The sequence below is a fragment of the Leucobacter sp. G161 genome, assembly GCF_001482305.1.
Taxonomy (GTDB): domain Bacteria; phylum Actinomycetota; class Actinomycetes; order Actinomycetales; family Microbacteriaceae; genus Leucobacter.
The window spans coordinates 44,934-64,847 of the sequence record NZ_LOHP01000065.1 but is presented as its reverse complement, the minus strand read 5'-3'; the positions used below and the strand labels follow the sequence as shown (position 1 = coordinate 64,847).

13 protein-coding genes are annotated in these 19,914 nt (G+C 68.2%); 6 read left to right on the top strand and 7 right to left on the bottom strand.

Annotated features, from left to right (window positions below; all coding sequences use genetic code 11):
- On the bottom strand, window positions 1–1,156 hold a 1,156-nt coding region (locus tag AUL38_RS10975), incomplete at its 3' end, for a DEAD/DEAH box helicase (RefSeq protein ID WP_369795306.1).
- A 141-nt stretch (window positions 1,157–1,297) separates the two neighbouring features.
- Here AUL38_RS10975 and AUL38_RS10970 point away from each other — a divergent pair.
- On the top strand, window positions 1,298–5,068 hold the full coding sequence (locus tag AUL38_RS10970) for a TM0106 family RecB-like putative nuclease (protein WP_059062103.1): 3,771 nt from the start codon (window positions 1,298–1,300) through the stop codon (window positions 5,066–5,068).
- A 9-nt stretch (window positions 5,069–5,077) separates the two neighbouring features.
- Window positions 5,078–6,373 carry a pyridoxal phosphate-dependent aminotransferase gene (locus AUL38_RS10965; RefSeq protein ID WP_083506803.1) on the top strand — a complete coding sequence of 432 codons (1,296 nt, stop codon included), beginning with the start codon at window positions 5,078–5,080 and terminating at the stop codon, window positions 6,371–6,373.
- A gap of 229 nt (window positions 6,374–6,602) precedes the next feature.
- Here the strand turns inward: AUL38_RS10965 and AUL38_RS10960 are convergent, their stop codons facing one another.
- Window positions 6,603–7,136, bottom strand: a complete 534-nt coding sequence (locus AUL38_RS10960) for a hypothetical protein (RefSeq protein WP_059062101.1) — start codon at window positions 7,134–7,136, stop codon at window positions 6,603–6,605.
- A 24-nt stretch (window positions 7,137–7,160) separates the two neighbouring features.
- Window positions 7,161–8,288 carry an alanine dehydrogenase gene (gene ald / locus AUL38_RS10955; RefSeq protein ID WP_059062120.1) on the bottom strand — a complete coding sequence of 376 codons (1,128 nt, stop codon included), beginning with the start codon at window positions 8,286–8,288 and terminating at the stop codon, window positions 7,161–7,163.
- Between the two features lie 197 nt (window positions 8,289–8,485).
- Between ald and AUL38_RS10950 the strand changes: the two genes are divergently transcribed.
- A complete protein-coding gene (locus tag AUL38_RS10950) occupies window positions 8,486–8,968 on the top strand; it encodes an Lrp/AsnC family transcriptional regulator (protein ID WP_042543283.1) in 483 nt (160 codons plus the stop codon).
- A 135-nt stretch (window positions 8,969–9,103) separates the two neighbouring features.
- Window positions 9,104–9,685, top strand: a complete 582-nt coding sequence (locus tag AUL38_RS10945; RefSeq protein WP_059062118.1) for an isochorismatase family protein — start codon at window positions 9,104–9,106, stop codon at window positions 9,683–9,685.
- Window positions 9,686–9,702: 17 nt separating this feature from the next.
- Here the strand turns inward: AUL38_RS10945 and AUL38_RS10940 are convergent, their stop codons facing one another.
- The 4 genes from AUL38_RS10940 to AUL38_RS10925 form a co-directional block, all read right to left on the bottom strand.
- Window positions 9,703–11,139 (bottom strand): amino acid permease, encoded by a 1,437-nt coding sequence (locus AUL38_RS10940; RefSeq protein ID WP_059062099.1) that lies wholly within the window; start codon window positions 11,137–11,139, stop codon window positions 9,703–9,705.
- 251 nt (window positions 11,140–11,390) lie between these two features.
- Window positions 11,391–13,127: a sodium:proton antiporter gene (locus AUL38_RS10935; RefSeq protein ID WP_059062097.1), complete on the bottom strand. Its 1,737-nt coding sequence runs from the start codon at window positions 13,125–13,127 to the stop codon at window positions 11,391–11,393.
- A 32-nt stretch (window positions 13,128–13,159) separates the two neighbouring features.
- Complete coding sequence (locus AUL38_RS10930; protein WP_059062095.1) at window positions 13,160–14,344, bottom strand: winged helix DNA-binding domain-containing protein; 1,185 nt, start codon at window positions 14,342–14,344, stop codon at window positions 13,160–13,162.
- A 3-nt stretch (window positions 14,345–14,347) separates the two neighbouring features.
- Entirely contained in the window at window positions 14,348–15,436 is a 1,089-nt protein-coding gene (locus AUL38_RS10925; protein WP_059062093.1) for an NADH:flavin oxidoreductase/NADH oxidase, read from the bottom strand.
- 144 nt (window positions 15,437–15,580) lie between these two features.
- Here AUL38_RS10925 and AUL38_RS10920 point away from each other — a divergent pair, with 144 nt between their 5' ends.
- Both AUL38_RS10920 and AUL38_RS10915 read left to right on the top strand, forming a co-directional pair.
- Window positions 15,581–16,609: an exonuclease SbcCD subunit D gene (locus AUL38_RS10920; protein WP_235590691.1), complete on the top strand. Its 1,029-nt coding sequence runs from the start codon at window positions 15,581–15,583 to the stop codon at window positions 16,607–16,609.
- 173 nt (window positions 16,610–16,782) lie between these two features.
- Window positions 16,783–19,914, top strand: a complete 3,132-nt coding sequence (locus AUL38_RS10915) for an AAA family ATPase (protein WP_059062090.1) — start codon at window positions 16,783–16,785, stop codon at window positions 19,912–19,914.

The following is a 19,914-nucleotide window of genomic DNA, read 5'->3' as shown; positions in this document are numbered from 1 at the left end:
GCGGGGGCACGGGCGACGCGGCCGAGTCAACGGAGGGCCGCACGGGGTCGGGCAGGTACGTCGGCACGATGTTGTCGACACCGTTATCGAGCGTCGCGCTGAAGAGCAGGCGCGGACCCTTCTGCGGGGTCTTGTTCATGATGCGCGTGACGACGGGGAGGAACCCCATGTCAGCCATGTGGTCGGCCTCGACGAGCACGAGTGCTTCGCCGGAGACGAACTCTGCGAGGTTGCGGTCGCGCGCGTTCTGCGAGAGGTTGCCCTGCAGCTCGACCGCGGGGATGCCCGCGGCGGTGAGCTGCTTGGCGAGCTTCTTCGCCTGGTGCTTCATGCGCGTAAACATGATGCGGCGTGTGGTGCCGCTCGCGAGCGCCTCGATGAGCGCATCCTTCGGCCCCTTGCCCGACACCTCAAAGATGTGGTGCGTGAGCTGCGGCACGGGCGACTCTGCCGAGTCAACGGAGTGCCGCACGGGGTCGTGCAGGTACTTCTTCACGATGTTGTCGACACCGTTATCGAGCGTCGCGCTGAAGAGCAGGCGCTGACCCTTCTGCGGGGTCTTGTTCATGATGCGCGTGACGACGGGGAGGAACCCCATGTCAGCCATGTGGTCGGCCTCGTCGAGCACGGTGATCTCAACGCCGTCGAGCGAGATGACGCCCTGCTTGAGCAGGTCGTCGAGGCGGCCGGGGGCTGCGACGACGATATCGACGCCTGCCTCAAGCGCGGCCTCCTGGCGGCGCTGCGGCACGCCACCGAAGATCGTCGTGACCTTCAGGCCGACGGGGTCGGCGAGCATCTTCAGCGTCTCGGCGATCTGGGTGACAAGCTCGCGGGTCGGGGCGAGGATGATGGCGCGCGGGCGTGAGGGCCGACGCTTCTTCGCGGCCTCACCGGCAGCGATGCCAGCTTCACCTCCCGCGAGGTTGGCGGCGATCGGGATCCCGAACGCGATGGTCTTACCCGACCCCGTGCGGCCGCGTCCGAGAACGTCGCGCCCCTTCAGGGTGTCGGGGAGGGTGTCGCGCTGAATGGGGAAGGGCTCTGTCTTCCCGTTCTTTTCGAGCGCATGGGCAATGGGAGCGGGCACGCCGAGATCGGCGAAAGTCTGAGTGGTCACGCGGTGTTTGGTACTTCCTGCGTTGGTATATGTCATGGGGGATTTCCCCCGGTCCTTCCAGTCTACTTGGCGACTGCTGTGGACGCGCGGATGTAGCTGCGCCCCGCTGTCGGTGGTGCGCGGTAGCGTCGAGGCAGCGGATCGGCAGAAGTGGATCCCGGAATCGAAAGAGGCGCGATGTTCGTACGAGAAACCGAGGCTGGGCCGCTGCTTGTCACCAGCGCGAGCGACCTCACCGCCGCGAGCATGTGCGAGTTCGCGTTTCTGCGCCGCGTCGACGCGAAGCTCGGCCGCCAGGTCGAGGTGCCGCTCGACGACGACGCGATGCTCGCACGGGCTGGCAGCCTCGGCGACGAACATGAGGATCGGGTGCTCCGCGAACTGCGGGAGCAATTCGGCGAAGGGACGCTCGGGGCCGCAGGCGGGGTCGTTGAGATTCGTCGGCCCGATGCGATGACCCCGGAGGCGCTCGGCGATGTCGCCGCTGAAACGCTCACGGCTCTGCGCGGCCAGGCGAAGATCGTCTTCCAAGCGACGTTCTTTGATCCCGCGCAGCGTGCGCCCGCGCCCGGAACGGCCGAGCCCGCGATCGCGTTCCTCGGGTTTGCCGACTTTCTCGAGCTGCGCGATGACGGCACATATGAAGTGCAGGACACGAAGCTTGCGCGTCGCGCGAAGGTGACCGCGCTCATGCAGCTCGCCGCGTACGTGGAGCAGCTCGAGCGTATCGGGGTGCCGGTCGCGGGCGAGGCGACGCTCATCCTCGGCTCGGGGGAGCGCGCGACGCACAAGATTGCGGACATCGCCCCGGTGTTCCGCAGGCGCCGTGCGCGCTTGCACGAACTCCTGCTCGACCGCTTCGCCGCGACCGGAGCAGACGGGAACCGTGCGAGCGCTGCGGCGATTGCCTGGGGCGAGCCCGGCATCGCAGCGTGCGGGCGCTGCGAGGTGTGCGAGCCCGAGATCCAGCGCACGCGCGATCCGCTGCTCATTGCCGGGCTGTACCCCCGGCAGCGGGCGGCGCTGGTGGCCGCGGGCCTCGAGACCATCGATGCGGTCGCCGCCGCGCTCCCCGAGATTGAACGCGGCGCGCTCTCGCTTCCGGGCCTCACCGGCGCCGTGCTTGAGCGCGTCGCGCTGCAGGCCGCAGTGCAGGTCGAGAGCGAGGCGGTCGCGGCGGGTGCTCCTGGTGGATCGGTGCCGCAGCCGAGCGTGCGCGTCGTCGCCCCCGCGACGCTCGCAGCGCTGCCGCAGCCCAACCCCGGCGACCTGTTCTTCGACTTCGAGGGCGACCCGTTCTATCGCGAGACCGACGACGCTGGCACCGCGAAGTGGAACCTCGACTATCTCTTCGGCATGGTCGACGAGCACGAGCAGTTCACCGCGATCTGGGCGCACTCGCTCGCGGAGGAGAAGGCCGCGCTCGAACGCTTCATCGCGCTCGTCACCGAGCGACGCCGGGCCTACCCGGGACTGCGGATCTACCACTACGCGAGCTACGAGCGCACGCACCTGCTGTCGATTGCCGCACGACACGGCGTCTGCGAGGCCGAGGTGGATCAGTTGCTCCGCGAGCACGTGCTCGTCGACCTGTATCCGATTGTGAAGCAGGCGCTGCGCGTCGGTTCCCGCTCGTACTCGATCAAGAAGCTTGAGCCGCTCTACATGGGAGCCGAAGTGCGCGCCGAGGACGGCGTCGTGAGCGGATCCCAGTCCGTAGTCGAGTACGCGGAGGCGAGCGAGCAGCTGCGATCCGGCGACGACGCGGCGCGCGCCGAGGGCCAGCGTCGCCTCGATGACATCGCCGATTACAACCGTTACGACTGCGTCTCCACGCTCAGGCTGCGCGACTGGCTGCTCGGCATCGCACGGGAGCACGGCATCGAACCCGTCGCGCCAGAGCTGCTGCCGCCGAGCGGCGAGCGCCCGGTCGAGCTCAGTCGCGTCGGTGAGCAGCTGCTCGAGCAGGCCGAACGCGCGGAGGATCCCGCGTCGCGCACCGCGCTGAAGCTCGCCGCGAGCGCGATCGACTACCACCAGCGCGAACAGAAGTCGTTCTGGTGGGCGCACTTTGCCAGGCTCGTCGACCCCGTCGAGGAGTGGGCGGACACCCGCGATGTCGTGCTCGTCGAGGCGAGCGAGAGCTCGGTGCTCGAGGACTGGCACAAGCCGCCGCGTGCCCGCATCGAGCGCAGGCGTGTTCGGCTGCGCGGCACCGTCGCGCCCGGCAGCTCGCTGAAGCCGGGCACGCAGATGTTCGCGCTGTACGAGCATCCCGCTCCGTTCCCGCAGTGGGGCGGGGCACCTGGCGCACGCGGTGCGCGGCAGGTGGACATCGTCGAGCGGCACGCTGACGGTGTGACAATCGAGGAGAAGCTCCCGAACGACGCGGCGCCCTTCGACACGCTGCCCGTCGCGGTGACCCCCGGCCCGCCGCCGCCAGCCGGGCGACAGAAGGGCGCGATCGAGGAGTGGGGCAGCGCGCTTGTCACGGCCGCCCAGCTCGGCACCGAGTTCCGCGACCCTGTCTACGAGCTCCTTACCCGTGCCGAGCCCAGGCTCGCCGGGCGGGACGGACTCGTGCACCCTGACTCGGATGAGGCGCTCGCGGCAGGCGGCAGCGAGGACGCCCGGATGATCGGCGCGGTGCTCGCGAGCCTCCGCGAACTCGACCACGCGGCGCTCGCGGTGCAGGGCCCGCCCGGAACAGGCAAAACCTATCTCGCGGCCCGCGTCATCAAACAGCTCGTCGAGCGTGACGGCTGGCGCATCGGCGTTGTCGCGCAGTCACACAAGGTCGTCGAGAACGTGCTCGAGGGGGTCGTGTCTGCCGGCCTCGATCCGCGGCTCGTCGCGAAGGTGCCGCAGGGCGGATCGGTCGGCCCCGACGCCGTCGAACCCGGCTACACGGTGCTCGGCCGCGACGGTCACGCCCGTTACATCGAGGGGCTCGCCGGCCGGGGCGCCGTCATCGGTGGTACCGCCTGGGACTTCTCGAACGAGGGGCGCTTCGCCCGCAAGAGCCTCGACCTGCTCGTCATCGACGAGGCGGGGCAGTTCTCGCTCGCCCCCACGATCGCGGCGTCGGTCTCCGCGACCAGGCTGCTGTTGCTCGGCGACCAGCAGCAGCTGCCGCAGGTCTCGCAGGGCTCCCACCCCGAACCCGTCGACCAGGCGGCGCTGTCATGGCTGCTCGACTCGCGCGAGACCATGCCGGAGGCGCTCGGGTACTTCCTCGCCGAGACCCGGCGCATGCACCCGGCGCTCGCCGACGTCGTCTCCGAGCTCTCGTACGCGGGCAGGCTGCACGCGCACCCGAGCACCGCAGAGCGCGAGGTCCTCGGGGCCGGGGCCGCAGGGCTGCACTGGCAGTCTGTCGAGCACTACGGAAACTCCACCAGTTCGCCCGAGGAGGCGGCGGCGGTCGTGTCGAAGGTGAGCGAGATCCTAGGGATCGGCTCGCCGCGCGGGGCCGAGCAGCACGCCGGGGTCGAACAGCACGGCGGGGTCGAACAGCACCACGATGCTGAGCAGCCCGACGGTGCCGCAGGCGCCTGGATCCGCGAGCCTGACAGCGCCGGGGGCTCCGTGGAACGTGCATTGACGGAGCGCGACATCATTGTCGTCGCCGCCTACAACGCGCAGGTCGAGTGCGTCTCCGAGGCGCTCGCTGCCGCGGGCTTCGGCGCGGTCCGCGTCGGCACGGTCGACCGATTCCAGGGGCAGGAGGCTGCTATTTCACTCGTGACGCTTGCCGCGTCCAGCCCAGAAGACGTGCCGCGCGGGCTCGAGTTCCTGCTCATGCGAAACCGCCTGAACGTGGCGATCAGCCGGGCGCAGTGGTCGAGCTATCTCTTCTCCGCGCCGGGCCTCGGCGACGGGCTGCCGACCTCTGCCGAAGGACTCGCCGCACTCTCGGGCTATCTTCGACTCACCGAGCGCGGGTAACGTGGAGTCATGGTAAAGGTTCCAGGCCCGTTCAAGACTCCGCCGTCGATGAAACTCGACCCGAAGCCGCTCGCCCCGGTGCCCGATACTGCACTGCAGTCGGACGGCACCTCGCAGAGTGCCGCCGCAGCGCTCATCACGCCCATGCGCGGGGCGTCGCGTCGCTCCGAAATCCCGGTCTTCGAGGTCATGCAGATCACCGACGAGGTCGCCCGCCGCCGGCACGCCGGCCACGACGTCGTCTCGCTGTGCGCGGGGGAGCCGAGCGCGCGCCCGGCGCCCGGCACGCTGCAGCCCGCGGGCTACACGGGCCCGCTCGGCACCACGCCGCTGCGCGAGGCGATCGCCGGGCACTACCGCGAATGGTACGGCGTCGAGGTGGATCCTGGCCGCGTTGCCGTGACCACGGGATCCTCGGGCGCATTCCAGCTCGTGTTCCTCACCGCATTCGACCCGGGCGACCGCGTCGCGCTCGTGAGCCCCGGCTACCCGGCATACAAGAACATCCTTGCGGCGCTCGGCGTTGAGGTTATCGAGATCGCGACCGGCCCCGATACCCGGTACCAGCCCACGCCGGAACTCCTCGACACCGCGGTTCGGGAGCACGGCGACCTCGCCGGGCTCATCGTCGCGTCGCCCGCCAACCCGACCGGCACGATGCTCGGCCGCGCCGAGCTCCAGGCGCTCGTTGACTGGTGCACACGACACGGTGCGCGCTTCATCAGCGACGAGATCTACCACGGCATCTCGTACGCAGAGGCGGGCCCTGATCAGCGCGGCGTGAGCGCCGTCGAACTCAACGCAGACGCGATCGTCATCAACTCGTTCTCGAAGTACTGGGGCATGACGGGCTGGCGGCTTGGCTGGGCGCTGCTGCCCGAGGACCTGATCGCCCCGTTTGAGGCGCTCGCCTCGAACTTCGCGCTATCGCCGCCAGCGCCAGCGCAGGAGCTCGCGATGCGTTCGTTCTCAGCAGAGACCTATGCCGAACGCGACCGCGTCGTCGAGGGTTTTGCGAAGGCCCGCGCCCTCATTCTCGAGGCCGCTCCCTCGCTAAACTGGGGGACCGCTGCGCCGTCAGACGGGGCGTTCTACTACTATTCCGAGCTCGGCCCGCAACTCGAACGCTACCCTGACTCCTCAAGCTACGCGCGTGCACTGCTCGAAGGCGCGGATGTCGCGGTGGTCCCCGGCGGAAACTTCGACCCCGTCGCCGGTCACCGCGCAGTCCGTCTGTCGTACGCGGCAGGCGAGCCAGCGGTCGCGGAAGCGCTCGACCGCATCATCCGCTTCCAGCAGGGGTAACGCAGGCAGGCCTGGGCGCGTGGCCGGGCCTGCGCGTGACTCTGCGTGCTCGTAGCTCAGGGAACGACGAAAGCTATGCCCGAAACCGTGGTTTCTGGCATAGCTTTCGTCGATCACATACGGTGAGGCCTAGAGTCGACCGGTGAGGCCCGGGGTCGGCCGGTGAGGCCTGGAGTCGACCGGTGAGGCCTGGAGGCGACCGGTGAGGCCCGGGAGGACCCCGAGGGGCCTACTTCACGCGGATCGGGGTGCCCACGTTGACCCCGAAGCGGGCCTGGAGCGCCTCGGTGACGGTGCCAGCGATGCTGCGGTCGCCGACCGGACCGGAACCCGCGCCGAGCGCCGCAACTACGGCGGCGGCTCCGGGCACGTCAAGCTCGATAGAGGTGATCGCCTGGGCAAGGGGGCCTTCGAGACCCGCGATCGCCCGGGAGATCGCCGAGCGTACGGCGCGCATGAGCGCGTCCGTGTCGGCCGGGTCTACCGTCTCGCCCGAGTCAACGGGAAGCGGCCCGCCTACGCCGCGCGGGCGCTTGAGCTCGACCTCGCTGCGGGTGTAGGTGACGCCGTCTCCGGTGACGACCTCGGCGACCGCTGTCGAACCCTCAGGTGAGGTGACGAGCCGCACGAAGACGTCGAGCTCGCTCGAGGTCGACACTGGGGACGAAGCCGCGCCAGCAAAGGGCAGCGGAATGCCCGAAGGGGCGCCACCGTGATCGTGCTGATCAGGTGATGCCCCTCCGAAGGTGAACTTAAGATCCATGGGATCCAGAGTACTCCTGTGCGATTACGCGTTTGCTGCGAGTACCTCGTCGACTGCCTTGAAGGGCAGCTCGGGGAACGCGTCTACGACGCCCTTGAAGGTCACAACGCCGTCGTGTGCGTGGAGGCCCTTCGCGAGTGCCTCGTCTGCCGAGAGCGCCTTGACCCAGCCCTTGTCGGCGAGTGCGACGACGTAGGGGAGGGTTGCGTTGGTGAGTGCTGCGGTCGAGGTCTCGGGGACCGCGCCGGGCATGTTCGCCACGCAGTAGTAGATCGAGTTGTGCACCGGGAAGGTGGGGTCGTCGTGCGTGGTCGGGCGTGAGTTCTCGAAGCAGCCGCCCTGGTCGATCGCGATGTCGACGAGCACGGAGCCCGGCTTCATCTGCGCAACCATCTCGTCGGTGACGAGCTTCGGTGCCTTCTCGCCTGGGATGAGGACCGAGCCGATGACGAGATCGGCTTCCTTGAGGGCCTCGGTGATGTTGTGCTTGTTCGAGGTGCGGGTCTGGATGCGACCGCTGAACTCGTCCTCGAGCTGCTTGAGGCGGGGGATGAAGATGTCGATGACGGTGACCTCTGCGCCCATGCCGTATGCGATGCGTGCTGCCTGCTCGCCCGCTGCGCCGCCGCCGATGACGACGACCTTGCCGCGACGGGTCGCGGTGACGCCGCCGAGGAGGATGCCGCGGCCGCCGTTTGCCTTCATCAGCGAGTACGCGCCAACCTGGACCGAGAGACGACCTGCGACCTCAGACATCGGGGCGAGGAGCGGCAGGCCACGGTTCGCGAGCTGCACGGTCTCGTACGCGATAGCGGTGATGCCGGAGTCGACGACTGCCTCGGAGAGGGTCTTGTCAGCTGCGAGGTGCAGGTAGGTGAAGAGCACCTGGCCCTTACGCATCTTGCTGTACTCGGAGGGGATCGGCTCCTTGACCTTGAGGATCATGTCGCTGTCAGCCCACACCTGGTCGGCCGAAGGGACGATGGTCGCGCCAGCTGCGACGTACTCATCGTCAGTGATCGCTGAGCCCAGGCCTGCGCCAGCCTGCACGAAGACCTCGTGCCCGCGCTGCTTGAGCTCGAAGACGCCCGCCTGCGTGATGGCGACGCGATTCTCGTTGTTCTTGATTTCGGTGGGAATACCGACGCGCATGATCTTCTCCAAATAAATGCGTAACGGGTGGGTGTATGCATCGCGAGATCCGCAGAACTTCCCCAGCTAAGGGGTCGAAAGCGCGGATGTGACGCGATAGGATTGAAGTATATTCGATATCCGCAGAGATTTGGTGAATTCTCTTCGGAATCAGTTGTTATGCTTACCTCGCACGAAGTGGAAGAGGGAATTCTCGCATGGAATCGAAGAATCTGCGCCCCGAAAGTGATCTGGATGCGGTCGACCGCAAGATCATGGAAGAACTGCAGGCAAACGGTCGAATGACCAACGCCGAGCTCGCTGAGCGTGTCGGCGTTGCGGCGTCGACCTGTATCGCTCGGGTGCGCAGCCTGGTCTCTCGTCGCGTCATCACGGGCTTCACCGCGGCGGTCGACCCGCGCGCGATGGGGCTCGACCTACAGGTACTCGTGAGTGTGACGGTCCGATCTGGCGCGCGCCAGCGGATCGCTGAGATGAGCGACGAACTCCGGTCGTTGCCGGAGGTCATGCAGCTGTTTTTCCTCGGCGGTGTTGAGGACTTCATTATTCACTTGGCCGCCCGTGACTCTGATCACGTTCGCGACTTCGTGATGGAGAACCTGTCGGCGCATCCGGCTGTCTCGTCGACTCGCACGAGCATCGTCTTCTCGCACCACCAGAACCCGGTGCGCCAGGCCTAAGCGCTGGCCGCCACTCAGGCTCTGGCCAACCCTCCCGCTCGCCGCGTATGGTGGTGAGTGGTCGCAGCGGATCCGCTGTCGGCCGGTCGAACAAGACCCGCCGTCGATCCGGCGGAGATTGAGGGGTGGATCGCTGTGTCCCGTGCGCTACTGATTGTTGATGTGCAGAACGACTTCACGGAGGGCGGCGCCCTTGGAGTGGCGGGTGGAACGGCGGTCGCGAAGGGTGTGACGGAGCTGCTGCGCGACGAGCGCGCTGCCGAACAGTACTCGATCGTTATCGCATCGCGCGACTGGCACGATCCCGAGGGTGACAACGGCGGCCATTTTGCGGCCGCGGGCACCGATCCTGATTTCGCCGGAACCTGGCCCGCGCACTGTGTGAGTGGCACGATGGGCGCCCAGTATCACCCGGCGCTCGATATTGACCGCATCGACGTGCATATCCGCAAGGGGATGGGCGAGCCTGCGTACTCCGCGTTTGAGGGCATCGCCGGCGACGGGCCCACGCTCGCAGCGGTGCTGAGCGAGTCAGGCATCGCCGAGCTCGACGTTGTCGGGATCGCGACCGACTACTGCGTGCGCGCCTCGGCGCTCGATGCACGCGAGCTCGGTCTCCGAGTGCGGGTGCGGGGCGATCTCATCGCTGGCGTCGCCCCGGAGACCTCAGTTGCAGCGATCAAGGAGCTCGCCGCCGCAGGCATCGAGATCCTGTAGCGACGCGCTGCCGCGAGCTACAGCCCTGCGCTCTCGGGGATGTCGACCGCGGCGGTGAGAGGCTGGCCGTTCTTGACGAGGCGGCGCTTGGTGAACTGCCAGAGCACGGCGAGCAGCGCGAACCAGATGGGCGTGAACAGTAGCGGCAGCCGCGTGTCCTCCGCGAGGAACAGCGTGACGAGGATGAACGCGAAGAACGCGAGCACCGCCCACGGCGTGAGCCTGGCGAGTGGCGTGCGGAAGCTCGATGCCGCGTGCCGTTCGGGGTGGCGGCGCAGGTACTGGATAAAGCTGATCGCGATCATGCTCCACACGAACAGAATGAAGGTCGAAGCGACCGAGGTGACGAACGTGAACGCTTCAATGACGCCGTCGCCGAGCAGCAGGATCGGTACCGAGGACAGCACAAAAACGGTCGAGAAGAACACGGCTCGGCGGGGGACACCCCGCAAATCCGTGAGCGCGAAGCCGCGCGGTGCGTGACCGTCGCGCGCGAGCGAGTGCATCATGCGCGTCCCTGAGTAGAACCCGGAATTTGCGCTCGATGCCGCCGAGGTGAGCACCACGAGGTTGATCGCGAACGCCGCCGCACCGAAGCCGGCGTAGGCGAACGTTGTGACGAAGGGGCTCTGATCCGGGTCGAGCTGGTCCCACGGGGTGATCGCCATGATCACGGTGAGCGCGCCGATGTAGAAGATGAGGACGCGGACGACAATCGAGTTGATCGCGCGCGGGAGGTTGTGCTGCGGATCCTTGGTCTCGGCGGCGGCCGTGCCGATGAGCTCGACACCAATGAACGAGAAGATGCCAAGCTGGAAGCCGAGCAGGAATCCGCTCGCGCCGAACGGGAACAGGCCGCCGTGATCCCAGAGATGCGTGATCGACGAGCTCGTCCCCGTGTCCGGGTTCTCGAAACCGGTCACGAGCAGGATGACTCCGGTGACGATGAGCGCGAGAATCGCGACGATCTTGATGATCGAGAACCAGAATTCGAACTCGCCGAAGAACTTCACCGGCTGCAGGTTGAGGATGACGAGCACGATGGCGGTGACGAGCGCGGGCACCCAGTTCGGGATCTCGGCGTTGATGTAGTTGACATAACTCGTGATGGCGATGATGTCCGCGATGCAGATAACGATCCACGTCACCCAGTACGTCCACGACACGAAGAAACCGGCCCACGGGCCGATGAGGTCCTTGGCGATGTCGCCGAAGGTCTTGTAATTCAGGTTTGAGAGCAGCAGCTCACCGAGCGCGCGCATGAGCAGGAACATCATGCAGCCGATGACCGCGTAGATGAACAGCACCGACGGGCCAGTGAGGCTGATGACCTTGCCCGAACCGAGGAACAGGCCTGTGCCAATCGCGCCGCCGATCGCGATGAGCTGCAGGTGGCGGTTGGAGAGCCCCCGCTCGAGCTCATCGTGTGTGCTTGATGGGCCGGACTGCGTCATGCTGGCTCCCGTTTCTGCTCGGCAGCGAGCCGAGTCCGTACTTCATGCGGCACTGTTACGTCCGTGAATAGACGCCCCAACGATCGCGTTAGCTGTCACACAGAATACCCTCGGAGGGGCCAGCGACTAGCGACCGAAACCTCAAGGATCGCTCAAGGCGCCCACTGGACGGAATCGTTCTGCGGGCAGCCCCCCCGCTGTTGCAGCCGCGGCACTCTACCCGGCCCAATTCGCGATACCGGGCAGTGTGCCTACTCGCCGGTGTAGGGAGACAGTCGTGCCTCCTGCGCGTCGAGCGCGAGGCCGGCCGCGCGCAGCGCCTTGGAACTGTAGCGACCGATGGCCCGTTCCTCGCTGAGGGTTGCGCGCTGGGCCTCGAGCGCGATGCGGGTGAGGCGCAGATAGGATTCGGCCGGCGTCTCGGCCGTGGGGACGACGACCGCACCGGTCTCGTGGAACCGCAGCGCGAGCGGGCCGAGCGCGGCCTTTGTCGCGATCTTCGCGCGCTGCACGATGGGGTCGGGCGTCATCACACGGTCGGGGTCGTCGGTCTCGACGGTGAGTTCGTCGTCGATCGCTTCGAGACCCGCGTCGACAAGGTCGTGGCTCAACGCTTCGACCTCGGTGTTGTCCACGCCCGACTTCACCCCGCGCGGCCAGAGCCACTTGATCACGGCGGGCAGGGTGAGCCCGTGCAGCAGGAGCGTTGCAACAGCGACGAGAAACGCGATGAGGATGATCTGCGGGCGGTACGGGACGTCGGTCGAGATCGACTGGGCGGCCGCGAGCGTGACGACTCCGCGCATCGCGCTCCAGGTGAGCACGACACCGTCGCGCCAACCCAGCTGTTGCTCGATCTCGTGGTCAAGATCGGCCTGCGCACGGTCCTTCATGAGTTTCAGGCGGCGTTGCGCGCGCTCGTTGTTGGCCCTGCCGTTCTTCGCGAGCTTCGCCTCAAGCCGTGCAATCTCGTCACCCTTCGCTCGGCGACGCCCCGTTTCTCCACGCATGAGGAACACCAGCGGCACGACGAACAGAGCACGACTCACGATGAGCAGCAGCACGAGGGCGCCGGCAATGAGCGCGACGTGCCCGAGATGGAAGCTCGAATCGGTGACCTCGTTCACGAGCACGTGCAACTGCAAGCCCATGATGAGGAAGACGCCGTTCTCGAGAATGAACGAAACGGTCCGCCAGTTCAGGCGCTCATTTGTGCGGGCGATAGCGCTGAATCGGCGCACTGAGTGATAGCCGGTGTAGAGCCCGGTGACGACGACCGAGAGCACTCCTGAGGCGCCGATGACCTCGGCGGGAATAAACGCGACGAAGGGCACAACGAAGGACACGAGCGTGTCGTGCACGGGGTTGTTCAGTCTGGCGCGGATCCACACGGTGATGAACCCCATGAGGAAGCCGACGCCGATCGCAGCCACCACGGAGAACACGAACGCCCCCGCGGCTTCCCAGAAGACGAAGCTGCCAGACACCGCGGCGAGGGCGGTGCGGAGCAGCACGAGTGAGGTCGCATCGTTGACGAGGCTCTCGCCCTCGAGGATCGAGACAATGCGCTCGGGGAGCCCGAGCCGTTTTCCGATCGACGTCGCGGCGACCGCGTCGGGTGGGCTGATGACGGCGCCAAGGGCGACCGCCGCCGGGAATGGAAGCGCGGGCACCGCGAGGTGGAGCAGCCAACCAACGAGCAGCGCAGAGAGGATGACGAGGAGCACCGAAAGCCCGGCGACCGGGCGCAGGTTGCGCCGGAAGTCCACGAAGGGAACGTTCATCGCTGCCGAGTACAACAGCGGCGGAAGGATCCCGAGCAGGATGATCTCCGGGTTGATTTCGACGAGCGGCACCCCGGGGAGGTACCCGATGCCGATGCCAACGACCACGAGGACGAGCGGGGCGGCGATGCCGATCCGGCCGCTCACGAGCGACACACCAACGAGCACGACAACAGCGGCTACTGCGACAAGGGCAAGCTCCATCGTCCTAGCTTCTCACACGCACGAACGCGGTGTCAGCGCAGCACGAGGTCCGGGATGTCTCCGCCGGTGAAGGCCGCCCAGCGGACGAGCTCGGGGGTCAGCGCGGCGATATCGATGTGTTCGCCGGGAAACGCTGTCACTGTCACCGCCTGCGACTTCGGATCCCTGCGCCACGTGCCAACGGCTCGGCCGCGGTGCACGACGGTGGCGAGGAACACTCCGTTCTTCCCGGGCACCAATTCACCCAGGTGCGCGGCGTCGAACTGCGGCGAGCGGTCGGAGAAGCCGAGCAGATGCTCGTCGAACGCGGGGAGGAGACGCCACCCGGTGCCGTCGGGTGAGTCCACCGCAGACTCCGCGGCTGCGAGGGCAGTCGGATCGACCCAGAGCGCCCCGGCGGCGCCAGCGACATCATCGCGTCGCGCTGTGATGATCGAGCCCCGTGCGACAGCGAGTTCGAGCCCACGGGCAACTGACGGTGCCGGCAGGAGCGCCCAGGACGCGAGATCCTTCCGGCTCACGGCGCCGCGGCCACGTACGTAGCGAAGCGCGAACTCGGCGAGCGCGTCGTCGCCGTCGAGTATGCGCGGAGCGGTGATCCACTCGGAGGCGAGCACGAGCCTCGGCTCCGGGGCGCTCGATCCACCAGCACCAGCGGCAATCGGTCCGAACGTCGTGAGACCGTTCTGACACAACCACCAAATCAGGTGATAGCGCCAGTTCGGCTTCCAATCGATCCCAGCGTCCGTCCACACCTGACCGAGCTCTGCGCGGTCGAGGCTGGTGCCGCCCGCGAGCGCCGCGAGCGACACCTCCGTGACGCGTTCGAGCACGGCATCGCTCACCCCGAGGAATGCGCGCCGTTTCGGCGCACCGGCAAGCACGCGCGGGTTCGTGAGCCGCTGCATCCAACCGATGTCCTCGGACGCCACCAGATGAACCGTGCCGCGCATGGGCCACGACCGAACGACCCTGCCGGTATGCATTGCCTCGACGACATCACCCGAGCTGATGCCTGGCGCACGGGAACCGACAGCCCACTGCGAGGAACGCCAATCTTGTCCCTGGAGCGCGAAGAGGTGCGCGACGACGGAGTGCACCCGGTCGGCGCCGGTCGCCTCGCCAGGCGTGACCGCATCGGCTGCGCATGCTCCGTCGAGCCCGAGGGCGCGCATGCGAACCCTGAGGAGGGCCGCATCGGTGAGGGTGATGCTCACGCGCTAGAACCGGGCCCGGTGGTACTGGGGCGGCACGAGTGCCGGGGCCGACGGGGCACGCAGGTCGGTGGCCCACTGCAGCGGCAGGTGCGGGTTCGTGAGGAGGGGCCTGCCAAGGAACACAATGTCCGCCTGGCCGGTGACGAGGATGCCTTCGGCCTGCTGCGCGGAGGTAATCGCACCGACGGCCCCGACCGGGAGGTGTCCCTCCCGGCGCACCCGATCCGCGAGCGGCACCTGGTAGGACGGGCCGGCCGAGATGCGGATCGAGGGCGAGTTCCCGCCCGAGGACACATCGATGAGGTCCGCCCCGTCGGCGGCAAGCCAGCCGCTCACGAGCGCCGCCTCCTCAACGTCGAAGCCGCCGTCGATCCAATCCGTGCCCGAGATGCGGACGAGGATCGGCAGGCCCGGGTGATCGCCGCGGATTGCGCGGACGACCTCACGCGTGAGTCTTGCGCGGTTCTCCAATGAACCCCCGTAGTCGTCACTGCGCTGGTTCGACAGCGGCGACATGAACTCCTGCAGCAGATACCCGTGCGCGGCGTGCACCTCGACAGCGTCGAAGCCGGCGCGCACCGCGCGATCAGCAGCTGTAGCAAACGCCTGCACCAGCTCGCCGATTTCGGCCACCGTGAGTTCGCGCGGCTCCGTGTGATGCTCGTCGAAGCGCACGGGGGAAGGACCGACAGTCTCCCAGCCGCCCTCGGCGACCGGGACGGACCCGTATGGCTCACCGGGCCAGCCCTTGAACGTGCCCGCCTTCCGGCCAGCGTGCGCCAGCTGCACAGCAATCGCGGCCCCGTGCGAGTGCGCAACAGTCGCGAGCCTCGCGAACGCCTGCTCTTGCTCACCGTTCCACAACCCGAGATCCTCCGGCGAGATTCGCCCCTCGGGGACAACTGCGGTCGCCTCGACCACAACCAGCCCGGCCCCGCCACGCGCGAGCCCACCAATGTGCTGGAGATGCCAGTCGCGCGGCACCCCGTCGCGTTCGGCAACCGAGTACTGGCACATGGGGGACACCCACAGACGGTTACGAACCTCGAGACCGCGAAGCGAGAAGGGCTGAAAGAGGAGAGGGTTCGGCATGGGCCAAGGCTAGCCTGAGGGACCGACAATCGCACCGGGGCTGTGGAAACCGGCACGGCTTCGTCGCCTGCACCAGCGAATGTCGGAGCCCTGTGACAGGCTTAACCCAGTCCCGATCCACACCGATAGAGAGAGGATCACGCCTTGCGGCTGCTGCACACCTCAGACTGGCACCTCGGTCGAAGCTTCCACGGCAATTCGACGCTCCCGCAGCTGCGCGAGGTGCTTGGCGTGCTCCCGCAGATCGTGCGCGAGCACGGTGTCGACGCCGTGCTCGTCGCCGGGGATGTCTTCGACCACGCGGCGCCAGCAGCCGAGCTCTATGGGGTGCTCGCACACGCGATCCGCGGCATCCGCGACGCCGGCGCAACCGTCATCGTTTCGAGCGGCAATCACGACAACGCCGCCCGGCTGGGGTTTCAATCTGAGTGGGCGGCGCTCGGCGGCGTCCACGTCGTGACGCGCGGCGACGCCTTCCGCACCCCCGTCACGCTCACCGACGAGTTCGGCGAGGTCGACGTGTTCGCGATCCCGTATCTCGAACCCATGCTCCACACCACGCTGTACCCCGACGAGAAGCTGCGCAGCCACGCGGCGCTGCTCAGCCGGGTGATGGATGAGGTGCGCGCGCTCGCCGCAGCGCGCGGCAACCGTTCAGTGGTCATGTCGCACTGCTTTGCGGTGAACAGCAGCGCGCCCGAGGCCGTCGCAGCGGCCGGGGAGGGGCTCGTGTGGGATCTCACGGCCGGCGGCATCGACGTGGTCCCGGCCGAAGCGTTTAACGGCGTGGACTACGCCGCACTCGGCCACATCCACGGCCGCTCGACCCTCACTCCGCAGATTCGCTACAGCGGGGCCCCCGTGCACTTCTCGTTCAGCGAGGCGGCCAAGCCGCGCGGTGGGTGGCTCGTCGACCTCGACGCCGACGGCTACCGTGAGGCATCCTGGGTCGATCTGCCGGTGCAGCGCCCACTCGCGCGTCTCCGCGGCTCAATTGACGAGCTCCTGGGCGACGACCAGTTCGCCGTGCACGAGGCGAGCTGGGTTGAGGCAACGCTCACTGACACCGTTCGCCCGATCGACTCGATGCGGCGGCTACGCGAGCGCTTTCCCTACTGCGCCCACATCGAGTTCGCGCCCGCAACGCTGCCCGATGCGCCCCAGACGACCTAAACGGAGCGGGTAGCGCGCAAGAGCGACATCGATATCGTCGACGAATTCCTCGGGCTCGTGCGCGGCGGAGAACGGCTCGACGGTGCCGAACGCGACCTCATGCGCGAGGTGCTCGCGGAGGTCGCAGGGCCAGACAGCCGGGCGACGTCGGTCGCGAGCGAGGGGTCACACGGATGAGGATCCTGAAACTCGACGTCGAGGGGTTTGGGCCGTTCCGTGACCGGCAGGTCCTCGACTTCGCCCAGGCCGCTGCCGGTGGGCTGCTGCTGATTTCTGGCCGCACCGGGGCCGGCAAGTCGAGCCTGCTCGACGCGGTGAGCTTCGCCCTGTACGGCGCGGTGCCCCGGTACGACGGGCAAGTGTCGCGGGTTCGCTCGGACCACTCGGCGCCCGAGCGGCCCACGCTCGTGCGCCTTGAATTCGAGGTCGCTGGCGACAAATATCTCGTTGAGCGCAGCCCCGAGTACACCAGGCCGGCGAAGCGCGGCGGCGGCACGACGACGCAAAAAACCGAAGCGCGGCTCTGGCGCTGGGACGCGGCGGCGAACGACTGGGAGGGGCTCGCTTCCCGCCCGGTCGATGTCGCTGCCGCACTCACCCCGGTGCTGCGGCTCAGCCATCACCAGTTCCTGCAGGTCGTCATGCTGTCGCAGGGCGGCTTCCAGCGCTTCCTGCGCGCGGCCGACGACGAACGGCAGGCGACGCTGCGCACGCTCTTCCAAACCGAGCGCTTCGCAGACATCGAGGCGGCACTCGTCGAGCGGCGCAAGACCCTCGACGGCTCGGTGCGCGACAGCGAGGCCCGCATCGAGGGGCTGCTGGGCGGGCTCGAAGACGCCCTCGAACGCGACGCGGCCGCCCAGCCGACTGCGGGCGACGGAGCACCAGCGGCTCCAGCAGGCGCACCCCACGCTGCGGAACGTACCCTCACCTCTCGGCGTGCCGCTGCCGCCCAAGCGATTGACGCTCTCGATGCGCGCGCGGGCGAACTCGCCGCGGCCGCAGACGCGAGCCGTGTGGCGCAGCGGGATGCCGCAGCGCGCCACGAACAAGCCAAGACGCTCACCGCCGCGCAGCACCGGCTGTTCGCCGCCGAGGCGCGCAGCCGCGAACTCGACGCGCAGCGCGCAGACATCGACATCGCCCGGGCTGAACTTGACCGGGCGGATCGCGCCGCGCACGTCGTTGGTGCCCGCCGCACCCTCGACCAGGCCACAGCCGCGAAGACGGACGCCGAGGCCGACTGGAGTGCAGCGTGGGCGGAGCTCAGCGAGGCGGAGACAGCTGCTGACGACGCCGCCGCCGAACGCGCCGCGCGCTCTGCCGAAGCGGCCTGGCCAGACCAACAACAGGCGCTCACCGCAGAGCGTGATGCCGCTGCGCGTCAGCTTGGCTCGCTGGCCGACGCACGGGCTGACGAGCAACGGCTCCTGCAACTCCGCGCGGAGACTGAACGGTTTCGCTCGACGCTCGCGGAGGTGACTGTGGCAGAGGCCACCGAGACCGAGGCGCTTGCGGCACTACCCGAGCGACTTGCCGCTCTGCGGGTCGAACGGGAGGCCCTAGCCGTCGAGGCCGCACTCGTCGACCAGCGCGGGGGCGAGGTGACGCTCGCCGCGGAGCGCCTGGACGCAGCGAAACTCGCGGCCTCGCTCGCCGCCGACGTGCTGATGGCCCAGGCGCGCTCCGCCGAACTCGCAGCGGCTGCGGCCGCGCGCACGGCAGCGGTGAGCGACCTGCTCGCCAGGCGCATCGCAGGTATGGCAGGCGAACTCGCGGACGCGCTGCAAGACGGCGAACCCTGCACGGTGTGCGGCTCGCTGCAGCACCCAGCACCTGCCGAACACTCAGACCCGGTCACGCCGGAGGCCATCGAGACGGCCGAGCGTGAGCAGCGCGAGGCACAGCAGCGCCTTGACACCGCCCGTGACGCCGAGCACGCCCTCGACGAGCGGCTCGCGACCGCACGCGGCGCCGCCGCCGGGATGACCGAGGCCGCGGCCGAGACGGCCCATGCCGCGGCCACCACGGCGCTGGACCGCGCGAACACCGCCGCGACCGAGCTCGCCGACCTTGATCACCGTGTGATCGAACTCGAGGCCGAGACCGAGACCCGCCGTGGCCGCGTCACCGATCTGGGGGCGCAGGCGGCAACGCTGACCGCGCAGCTGCAGGCGGCTGAAGCGCAAGCGCTCGCGCTCGCAGCAGACATCGAAACGGCTCGAGCTGGCTGCGCGAGCGTTGACGAGCGCATCGCTCAAGTCGACCGGCTTCATGCGGCGCTCAATCGCGTGCTCCGCGCCGGTGGGGATCGCGCCAACGCGGCACGCACCCTGTTGCTCGCCGAGCGGGGCTTTACGGACGAACTCATCGAACAGGGCTTCGCCGACTCCGGGAGCACAACGAGCGCCGTCGCCGCCGCGGCGACGGCCGCCGCAACCGCCCACCTCGACTCCGGCAAGCGCGAGCAGCTCCGGGCACGGGTGCGCGCATTCGACGAGGGCACGCAGCGCAACGCCGGCGAGCTCGCGGCTGCCGACCTCCAAGGGATTGACCGTGACCCGGTCGACCTCGCTCCACTCGCGGAGGCCGCAGCGCTCACCGCAGAGCAGGCCGAAGCGGCGCTGTCGCTGCACGCAGCGGCCGCGCGAATCGCGAGCGAGCACAGATCCACCCTCGAACGAGTGGACCGCGAACTGTCCGGCTCCGCGGCAGCGGGCGACGCACTACTCCAGCTCCGTCGGCTCGCTGACACCCTCCAGGGCAAGGACCCGAACACGAAACGAATGCGGCTCGAGGTGTTCGTGCTCGCAGCGCGACTCGAAGCGATCGTTGAGGCCGCGAACCGCAGGCTCTCGACGATGGTCGGCGGGCGCTACCGGCTCGCGCACGACGACGGTCTGCGGGCGCGCGGGCGACAGTCCGGCCTCGGACTCGCGGTCATCGACGAGTACACGGGTCGGTCACGAACGACGGACTCGCTGTCGGGTGGCGAGAGCTTCCTCGCGTCGCTCGCGCTCGCCCTCGGCCTCGCCGATGTGGTCACTGCGGAGTCAGGCGGCCTCGAACTCGATACGCTATTCATTGACGAGGGGTTCGGATCGCTGGACCCCGATGCGCTCGACCAGGCGCTCGCCACGCTCGACGGGCTGCGCGAAGGTGGACGTACGGTCGCGCTCATCAGCCACGTTGCCGAACTCAAAGAACGGCTGGCTGGCGGCCTCGAGGTCGTCGCCGACGGGCAGGGTGTGAGTAGCCTGCGCGGAGACGGCGTGCTTTTTCCAGACCTCAGCCCGAACAACTGA

Bases quoted from the DNA above. Each gene is read 5' to 3' on its own strand.
- AUL38_RS10970 (WP_059062103.1), top strand. From the start codon at position 1,298: ATGTTCGTACGAGAAACCGAGGCTGGGCCGCTGCTTGTCACCAGCGCG.
- AUL38_RS10965 (WP_083506803.1), top strand. From the start codon at position 5,078: ATGGTAAAGGTTCCAGGCCCGTTCAAGACTCCGCCGTCGATGAAACTC.
- AUL38_RS10960 (WP_059062101.1), bottom strand. From the start codon at position 7,136: ATGGATCTTAAGTTCACCTTCGGAGGGGCATCACCTGATCAGCACGAT.
- ald (WP_059062120.1), bottom strand. From the start codon at position 8,288: ATGCGCGTCGGTATTCCCACCGAAATCAAGAACAACGAGAATCGCGTC.
- AUL38_RS10950 (WP_042543283.1), top strand. From the start codon at position 8,486: ATGGAATCGAAGAATCTGCGCCCCGAAAGTGATCTGGATGCGGTCGAC.
- AUL38_RS10940 (WP_059062099.1), bottom strand. From the start codon at position 11,139: ATGACGCAGTCCGGCCCATCAAGCACACACGATGAGCTCGAGCGGGGG.
- AUL38_RS10935 (WP_059062097.1), bottom strand. From the start codon at position 13,127: ATGGAGCTTGCCCTTGTCGCAGTAGCCGCTGTTGTCGTGCTCGTTGGT.
- AUL38_RS10925 (WP_059062093.1), bottom strand. From the start codon at position 15,436: ATGCCGAACCCTCTCCTCTTTCAGCCCTTCTCGCTTCGCGGTCTCGAG.
- AUL38_RS10915 (WP_059062090.1), top strand. From the start codon at position 16,783: ATGAGGATCCTGAAACTCGACGTCGAGGGGTTTGGGCCGTTCCGTGAC.